We start from the raw sequence: 8,333 nt of genomic DNA, 5'->3' as shown, positions 1-8,333 counted from the left end.
TCGCAACGTAGCGGGTTGGTTACCGCTTTGCCTGGTCAACCCGAGCTTGTTCAGTTGCCTTTGCAAGCTCCGGCCTTTAGGCCGGGGTAGTTGACCCTCGAACCTTAGCGCTTAATGCCGGTCCACCCAGCGCAACGCGCCAAGCGCTACCAGCAGGTACAGCGTCCCGGGGATCAGCGCCGAGACGATCGGTGGCCAGGTATGCAGCAGCCCCACATGCGAGAACAGCGTGTTCGACAAGTGGAAGGACAGCCCCAGCATGATGCCGCCGAACACCTTCACGCCCACCGCGCCGGCCCGCGCGTGCAGGTAGGCAAAGGGCAGGGCCAGCGCCACCATCACGAACAGGGTCAGCGGGTAGATCACTTTCTTCCAGAAGGCGATCTCGTAGCGCTGGGTATCTTGCTTGTTGTCGCGCAGGTGGCGGATATAGCGGAACAGGTCCAGCGTGGACATGCGCTCCGGCTCCACCAGCAGCACCGACAGGATCTGCGGCGTCAGCTCGGAGCGCATGGTCATGGCGGGCACGCTTTGCTGTTCGCCGCGGAAGGATGGCGCCAGGGCGTCCGCCTTGCCGGGTTCGCCCCTTGGCAGCTCCAGGAAGTGGGTTTCGGTCACGCCGGTGAGCTGCCAGGACTGGCTGCCCTGGTAGCGGCCTTCCTTGGCCACGCGGATCACGCTCAGGCGATATTGGTCGTCGAACTCATAAATGGTGACGCCGATGATGCTCTGGTCGGGCCGCAGGCCGGCCACGTTGACAAAGCGCGTGACCTCATGGCCCTTGGAGGCATCGCGGTCGCGGTCCTTGACCCACACGCCGGAGCGAAAGCCTGCGGAAACCGTGGCGCCCAGCGCTTCGAGCTTGACCTTCTGCGCGTACTGCTCGGCCTTGGGGCCGATGAACTCGCCAAAGATAAACGTGGCGATGGCCAGCGGAATCGCCAGCTTGAACAGCGAGAACAGCGCCTGGCGCGTATTCAGGCCGGCCACCCGGAAAATGGTGTACTCGGACTGGCTGGCCAGTTGCGAGAACACATAGATGGCGCTGATCAGCACGGCGATCGGCAGCACCTCATAGATGCGGGTGGGCGCCTGCAGGATGACGTGGAAGAACGCCACCAGCGAGGTGTAGCGGCCAGCCACGCTCTCCAGCTCGCTGAGCATGTCGAAGAACACGAACAGCGCCAGCACCGCAAACAGGATGAAGGCGAAGACGCCGTAGATCAGCCGCCCGAAATAACGCTCGTAGACACGCAAAACGGTCATGCCTGGCTCCCCCGGTTGCCGCCCTTGCGGGGCAGGCCGAAGACCGCGCGCCAGCCACCCAGGCTGCGGTTCTGGCGGTAGCGGAACAGCAGCACCGCGCCCAGCAGGGCAATCAGGTGGAACGGCCACCAGGCCATCGAGAACGGGATGGAGCCGGAGCGCACCCAGGCCTGCGAAAGGTTGATCACGTTACTGTAGGTCAGGTAGATCAGCACCGCGAAGACCAGGGGCGTGTAGCGGCCCAGGCGCGGGTTGACGTAGGCAAGCGGGATGGCGATCAGCACAAAGTTGAAGGCCAGCAGCGGCAGCGACAGGCGCCACAGCAACTCGCCCAGGTTCTCGTTGGTGGGGCTGCGCAGCAGGTCGATGGTGTCGCGGCTCTTGGTCGGCAGGTTGGCTTCCGTCTCGGGTGGTTTGTTGTCCACCTTGACCGCGTACTGGTCGAACTCGATGATGCGGTAGTCGATCTTGCCGGGCGTGCCGGCGTAGCGGCGGCCGTTTTCCATCACCACCATGCGGTCGCCGTTGGGCATGGTCTGGAACTGGCCCTGGTGGGCCAGCGCCACGCCGATTTTGTCGGCTTCGGCGTTGGCCACAAAGACATTGCGCGCGTGCTTCATGTCGGCGTCGATGCCTTCGATGAAGAGCACGTAGTTGCCCTTGGCCGGCTCGATGAAGCGGCCGGCGGCAATCATGGACAGCACGCCGCGCTGCTCGAAGCGGTCGCGGAACAGGGCGCTTTGCTGGTTGGCCCACGGCCAGGCGAACATGCCCAGCAGCAGCGACATGATGATGAAGGGCGTGGCGAACTGCAGCACCGGCTTGACCAGGTCGCGCAGCGAGATGCCGGCCGAGAACCACACCACCATCTCCGAGTCCTTGTACCAGCGCGTGAGCACGATCAGGGTGGAAATGAACAGGGTGGCGGACAGCAGGATCGACAGGTAGCCGATGGTGGCCAGGCCGATCAGCATCAGGACGTCATTGGGGCTGGCCTGGCCATTGGCGGCCATGCCGAGAATACGGATTACGAGCGAGGTCAGCATGAAGGTCAGCATGACCAGGAACACCGCGCCGGCGGTGTATGCGAGCTCGCGACGCAAGGCTTGTTGAAAGATCATGCGGAGTCGGTTCCGGGCTGCCGGCCGGCGCGGGCGATGTCGGCGCCGGAGAGGCTTTGCTAGCAGCATAGCGGACCGGCGGCAGCAAATCGCGGATAATAGGAGCTTTCGTGGTGGACAAGCCCCTGGAAGGAAGCGCGATGGAATTTAGCACAAAAGCCTTGGATTGGAGCAAAGCGGGCCAAAATGGTTTCCTGGCAACCAAGACCGATTGTCTGGTGGTGGGCCTGTTTGAAGGACAGAGCCTGGCCGGTGTGGCCAAGGCACTCGACGTAGCAACCAAGGGTTTGGTATCCCGGCTCGTCAAGCTGGGTGATTTCGAAGGCAAGCGCGGTACCCAGCTGATGCTGCACGAAGTAGCCGGCGTGGGCGCCGCCCGCGTGCTGCTGGTGGGCTTCGGCAAGGAAGCCGAGTTCGGCGACAAGGCGTTCGCCGAGGCCGTGCGCACCGCGCTGCGTGCCTTGTCCGGCACGCGCGCCGCCAATGTGCTGTGGTGCCTCGCTCAGCAGCAGGCGCCCCAGCAGGCCGGCAACGCTCGCGACCTGGCCTGGCGCCTGATCACCACCGTCACCCTGATCCGCGAAGCCGGCTACCGCCTGCAGGAGCGCCATCCGGGCCTCAAGCGCGCCAATGCCAAGGGCAACGGCAACAGCAACAGCAACAGCGCCGACAAGCCCGCCGGCCTGCGCAAGGTGGTGCTCACCGTCGACGCGGCCGACGCCAAGGCTGCTGCCCAGGCCGTGGTCCGCGGCGCGGCCATCGCCAACGGCATGGAGCTCACCAAGGACCTGGGCAACCTGCCGTCCAACATCTGCACGCCGACCTACCTGGCCAATGCCGCGCGCGGCATCGCCAAGCGCCACAAGCTCAAGGTGGAAGTGCTGGGTCGCAAGCAGATCGAGGCCCTCAAGATGGGCGCCTTCCTGGCGGTCACCAAGGGCGCGATCGAGCCGCCCCAGTTCATCGTGCTGCGCTATGACGGCGCCTCGGCCAAGCAGGCGCCGGTGGTGCTGGTGGGCAAGGGCATCACCTTCGATACCGGCGGCATCTCGCTCAAGCCCGGCGAGGGCATGGACGAGATGAAGTACGACATGTGCGGCGCCGCCTCGGTGCTGGGCACGCTGCAGGCTGTGGCCGAGATGGGCCTCAAGCTCAACGTGATCGCGGTGGTCCCCACCTGCGAGAACATGCCCAGCGGCAATGCCACCAAGCCGGGCGACGTGGTCACCAGCATGTCCGGCCAGACCATCGAGATCCTCAACACGGACGCCGAAGGCCGCCTGGTCCTGTGCGACGCGCTGACCTATGTCGAGCGCTTCAAGCCGGCCGCCGTGGTGGACGTGGCAACCCTGACCGGCGCCTGCATCATCGCGCTGGGCCACGTCAACAGCGGCCTGTACGCGCGCAACGACGGCCTCGCGGACCAGTTGCTGCAAGCCGGCCGCAAGGCCATGGACACCGCCTGGCGCATGCCGCTGGACGATGACTACCAGGATCAGCTCAAGTCCAACTTTGCCGATATGGCCAATATCGGTGGCCGCCCGGCCGGCAGCGTGACCGCCGCTTGCTTCCTGGCGCGCTATGCCGAGAAGTACGACTGGGCCCACCTGGACATCGCCGGCACCGCCTGGAAGAGCGGCGCCGCCAAGGGCGCCACCGGCCGCCCGGTGCCCCTCTTGGCGCAGTTCCTGATGGACCGCGCTGGCTGAAGCTGGATGGTCAAGCTTGATGCTTGACCGCAGGGACGGGCCGGCACCGGCATCCGCGCGGGGCCGTCCCTGTTTAGCTTCATTCTCACAGGATTGCTTTCGACCATGACGCGTATCGATTTCCACAGCAACGTGCCCGACAAGCTCGGCTACGCTTGCAGGCTGATCCGCAAGGCGTATGGCGCCGGCCAGAAACTGGTGGTGCATGGCGCGCCGGAACAGCTGGCGCAGCTCGATGCGCGCTTGTGGACGTTCTCCGCGCTGGATTTCCTGCCACATTGCGGCGTGGACAGCCCGAACGCCGAGGTGACGCCGATCGTGCTGGCGGCCACGCTGGACCAGGCCCCGCACCATCAGCTGCTGATCAACCTCAGCGCCGAGCCGCCGGCGCAGTTCGCCAGCTTCGAGCGCATGATCGAGGTGGTCGGCAGCGACGCCGACGACCGCGCCGCCGGGCGCGAGCGCTTTCGCCTGTACCGCGAGCGCGGCTATCCGCTGGCGCACCACGATATCGCCCAGGCCGGCCAGGCAGGCCAGTCAACCCAGGGCAAGGGGGATGCCGCATGACTGAACGTACCACCTCGCGCGTGATCCCGCGCATCGGGCCCAACGACAGCATTCCGCTGCTGACGGAGGTGATCGACCTGCCCACCGACGGCGCCAAGCAACCGGCGCCGGATGCGCCGGTTGCGACGGGGGCGACGCAAGCCGCAGGGTGGTCGGATTCCGGCGCTGGCGGCCCAGGCCATGCCCAGCCCGCGCATGACATGGCCTGGCCCGGCCCGGTCACCCATGTCGTCATGCCCCGTGAGACCGGCGACGGCATTCCCGCGCCCGAGATCCCCGCGCTGCACCAGCCAACCCCGTCCACGCAGGATGGCGCCTACTCGGTCTCGCACGCCACGCACCACGCCAGCCCGCCGCCCAGCGCGGACGAGTTGCGCGCCGTGCGCAGCGAGCTGCTGACCCGCGTGATGATGCGGTTTCGCACCGAATGGCCGCAGGTGGTGGAGGCCCATACCGAAGCCACGCTGCAATCGCGCCTGGCCCCGCTGACCGCACAACTGGCGGCGGAACTGACGCAGGCGATGGAGGCAAGGCTGGTGGAATGGCTGGACGCCACGCTCGAAGAAATCGAGCGGGATCCAGGCGGCTTGTAAAAAGCAGGCCGAGGCACCGAACGAAGCCCGTGGTTTTTGACGGCACGACGGCGTAACGAGCGCCCGCCCTCTCCCCCAACCCCTCCCGCAGGCGGGAGAGGGGAGCAAACCGGCGGGAGATTGAACCTCCCCCCGCACCATAGAAAAAGCCCGCGATCGCTCGCGGGCTTTTTCATTCTGGCACTAAAGCCAGGCCTCAGTCCGTTACAGCGCCCTTGCTGGCGGTCGAAGCCAGCTTGGCGAACTTCGCCAGCACGCCACGGGTGTAGCGCGGTGCCGGCTGCTTCCAGGCGGCGCGGCGCTTGGCCAGCTCTTCTTCGCTCACGTTGAGTTCCAGCAGCAGCTTGTGCGCGTCGATGGTGACCGAGTCGCCTTCCTGCACCAGCGCGATGTTGCCGCCCACATGCGCTTCCGGCGCGACGTGGCCGACCACCATGCCCCAGGTACCGCCGGAGAAGCGGCCGTCGGTGATGAAGCCGACCGATTCGCCCAGGCCCTTGCCGATGATGGCAGAGGTGGGGGCGAGCATTTCAGGCATGCCGGGGCCGCCCTTGGGGCCCAGGTAGCGCAGCACCAGGATGTCGCCGGCATTGATCTTGTCGGCCAGGATGGCGTCCATGGCGCTTTGCTCGTCCTCGAACACGCGGGCCGGGCCGGTGATGACCGGGTTCTTCAGGCCGGTGATCTTGGCGACGGCGCCTTCCGGTGCCAGGTTGCCCTTCAGGATGGCCAGGTGGCCTTCCTTGTAGAGTGCCTTTTCGATCGGCATGATCACGTCCTGGTCGGCGCGCGGGGTGTCGGGCACGTTTTCCAGTTCCTCGGCCAGGGTGCGGCCGGTGATGGTCAGGCAGTCGCCATGCATCAGGCCTGCCTTGAGCAGGATCTTCATGACCTGGGGAATGCCGCCCGCGCGGTGCAGGTCGGTCGCCACGTACTGGCCCGACGGCTTCAGGTTGCAGATCACCGGCACCTTGCGGCGGATGCGCTCGAAATCGTCGATGCTCCATTCCACTTCCGCCGAGTGGGCGATCGCCAGGTAGTGCAGCACGGCGTTGGTGGAGCCGCCGGTGGCCATGATCAGCGCAACCGCGTTCTCGATGGACTTGCGCGTGATGATGTCGCGCGGCTTGATGTCCTTCTTGATGGCCTCGACCAGCACGCGTGCCGATTCGGCGGCGCTGTCGACCTTTTCCTGGTCGGGGTTGGCCATGGTCGATGAATACAGCAGCGACATGCCCAGCGCCTCGAACGAGGAGCTCATGGTGTTGGCGGTGTACATGCCGCCGCACGAGCCCGACGACGGGCAGGCGTTCTTCTCGACGCCCTCGAAGTCTTCCTGGCTCATGCGGCCAGCGGTGAATTCGCCCACGGCTTCGAACGACGACACGATGGTCAGGTCCTTGCCCTTCCAGTTGCCCGGCTTGATGGTGCCGCCGTACACATAGATGCCCGGCACGTTGGTGCGCGCCAGCGCGATCATGCCGCCCGGCATGTTCTTGTCGCAGCCGCCGATCACGACCACGCCGTCCATCCACTGGCCCTGGGCCGCGGTCTCGATGCAGTCGGCGATGACTTCGCGGGAGATCAGCGAGTACTTCATGCCTTCCGTGCCCATCGACATGCCGTCCGAGATGGTCGGGGTGCCGAAGATCTGCGGGTTGGCGTCGGAGGCCTTGATGGCGGCAACCGCGGCGTCGGCCAGGCGTTGCAGGCCGGAGTTGCACGGCGTGATGGTGGAGTGGCCGTTGGCGATGCCCACCATCGGCTTGTCGAAGTCTTCCTTCTTGTAGCCCAGCGCGTAGTACATCGAGCGGTTGGGGGAGCGCGCCACGCCTTGCGTGATGTGCTGCGAGCGTTTGTTGTATGCCATGGGAATCTCCGGGGGAAGTGTGCCGGCCTGCGCGGGGCGCCTCAGGGGTTCCGAGGACCGGGCAGGCTCTTGCCATGTTGTGGACGAGAGCATGCCGCTTGCCTTTTATCGTGTCAAATATATTATTCAACCTCTATTGAGTCGAAAAACATATCAGGAGCCCCTGTGGACCTGCGCCAGTTGCGCTACTTCGTTACCGTGGCGGAGGAGTTACATTTTGGCCGCGCCGCGCAGCGTCTCACCATGACGCAGCCGCCACTGTCCCAGCAGATCCAGGCGCTGGAAGAGGAGATCGGCGTGCAGCTGTTCGCCCGCACGCGGCGCTCGGTGGCGCTCACTCCGGCTGGCCAGCAATGGTTGCCCGAGGTGCGCCGCGTGCTGGCAGACGCCGCGGCACTGCCGGGCCTGGCCCAACGGCTGGCGCGCGGGGAGGCCGGCACGCTGTCGCTGGCCTTCGTCAGCACGGCCGACTACGGCATCCTGCCCGACCTGCTGCGCAGCTTCCGGGCGCGCCATCCCAATGTGCAGCTGCAACTGCGCGAGGCCACCAGCGATATCCAGCTGGAGGCCCTGATGGACGGCGGCATCGACGCCGGGCTGGTGATCCGCCCGCAACTGCCGGCCATGCCGCATGGCGTGGCCTACCTGCCGCTGGTGCGCGAGCCGCTGGTGCTGGCCGTGCCGGAAGGCTGGCGCCCGGGCGGCGCGAAGTCGGACGAGGAGGGCGTTTCGCTAAAGGATGCGGCGCACGAGCCGCTTATTATCTTCCCCCGGCGAAGCGCGCCAGCGTTTTATGACATCATTACGGGCTGTTATGCGCGCGAAGGCCTCACGCCGGTGATCGCCCAGGAGGCCATCCAGATGCAGACCATCGTCAGCCTGGTGTCCGCCGGCATGGGCGTGGCGCTGGTACCGGCCTCGCTTTGCAACCTTCGCCGTACCGGTGTGTCCTACCTGCCGCTGCGCGACGCCGGGCCCGATATCGAGACCGGGCTGGTGTGGCGGGAGGCCGGTGCCGACAGCGTGAGCCCCGTGCTGAGATCGTTCATCGAGATCGCCGGCGCGCTGGCCGCTGCCATGACGCTGACGCAAAAGGCTGGCATAAAACTGGCCACGGCGCCGGGCGCGGCCGCTGCGGCAAGGCACCTGACGGACGCAGCCTGAATCCTGACCTTGATGCCGCACCGGACGCCAAGCTGGCGCGTGC

7 protein-coding genes are annotated in these 8,333 nt (G+C 66.2%); 4 read left to right on the top strand and 3 right to left on the bottom strand.

The annotated features are described in order from the left end of the window. Positions 1-111 precede the first annotated feature (111 nt). Positions 112-1,266 (bottom strand): LPS export ABC transporter permease LptG, encoded by a 1,155-nt coding sequence (gene lptG / locus ACYP5B_RS22150; RefSeq protein WP_267604125.1) that lies wholly within the window; start codon positions 1,264-1,266, stop codon positions 112-114. Then, positions 1,263-2,387, bottom strand: coding sequence for an LPS export ABC transporter permease LptF (gene lptF / locus ACYP5B_RS22145; protein ID WP_267604124.1), 1,125 nt, complete (start codon positions 2,385-2,387; stop codon positions 1,263-1,265). Before lptF ends, lptG begins: the two co-directional genes overlap by 4 nt. Positions 2,388-2,527: 140 nt before the next feature. Between lptF and ACYP5B_RS22140 the strand changes: the two genes are divergently transcribed. From ACYP5B_RS22140 to ACYP5B_RS22130, 3 genes are all read left to right on the top strand, one after another. Then, positions 2,528-4,096, top strand: coding sequence for a leucyl aminopeptidase (locus tag ACYP5B_RS22140; protein WP_459571108.1), 1,569 nt, complete (start codon positions 2,528-2,530; stop codon positions 4,094-4,096). Between the two features lie 105 nt (positions 4,097-4,201). Further along, positions 4,202-4,663 (top strand): DNA polymerase III subunit chi, encoded by a 462-nt coding sequence (locus ACYP5B_RS22135; RefSeq protein WP_318231705.1) that lies wholly within the window; start codon positions 4,202-4,204, stop codon positions 4,661-4,663. Beyond that, positions 4,660-5,256: a hypothetical protein gene (locus tag ACYP5B_RS22130; RefSeq protein ID WP_459571107.1), complete on the top strand. Its 597-nt coding sequence runs from the start codon at positions 4,660-4,662 to the stop codon at positions 5,254-5,256. Before ACYP5B_RS22135 ends, ACYP5B_RS22130 begins: the two co-directional genes overlap by 4 nt. 196 nt (positions 5,257-5,452) lie before the next feature. Here the strand turns inward: ACYP5B_RS22130 and ilvD are convergent, their stop codons facing one another. Further along, complete coding sequence (gene ilvD / locus ACYP5B_RS22125) at positions 5,453-7,126, bottom strand: dihydroxy-acid dehydratase (RefSeq protein ID WP_267604121.1); 1,674 nt, start codon at positions 7,124-7,126, stop codon at positions 5,453-5,455. 165 nt (positions 7,127-7,291) lie between these two features. Here ilvD and ACYP5B_RS22120 point away from each other — a divergent pair, with 165 nt between their 5' ends. Further along, a complete protein-coding gene (locus ACYP5B_RS22120; RefSeq protein ID WP_459571106.1) occupies positions 7,292-8,290 on the top strand; it encodes a LysR family transcriptional regulator in 999 nt (332 codons plus the stop codon). Positions 8,291-8,333: the final 43 nt, after the last annotated feature.

The sequence above is a fragment of the Cupriavidus sp. 8B genome, from assembly GCF_054589115.1.
Note: the sequence above shows the minus strand (reverse complement) of the source record. Positions and strands in the feature narration are given on the sequence as shown.

Coding starts and splice junctions, on each gene's coding strand:
- lptG (WP_267604125.1), bottom strand. CDS start 1,266: ATGACCGTTTTGCGTGTCTACGAGCGTTATTTCGGGCGGCTGATCTAC.
- ilvD (WP_267604121.1), bottom strand. CDS start 7,126: ATGGCATACAACAAACGCTCGCAGCACATCACGCAAGGCGTGGCGCGC.
- ACYP5B_RS22130 (WP_459571107.1), top strand. CDS start 4,660: ATGACTGAACGTACCACCTCGCGCGTGATCCCGCGCATCGGGCCCAAC.
- ACYP5B_RS22140 (WP_459571108.1), top strand. CDS start 2,528: ATGGAATTTAGCACAAAAGCCTTGGATTGGAGCAAAGCGGGCCAAAAT.
- lptF (WP_267604124.1), bottom strand. CDS start 2,387: ATGATCTTTCAACAAGCCTTGCGTCGCGAGCTCGCATACACCGCCGGC.
- ACYP5B_RS22135 (WP_318231705.1), top strand. CDS start 4,202: ATGACGCGTATCGATTTCCACAGCAACGTGCCCGACAAGCTCGGCTAC.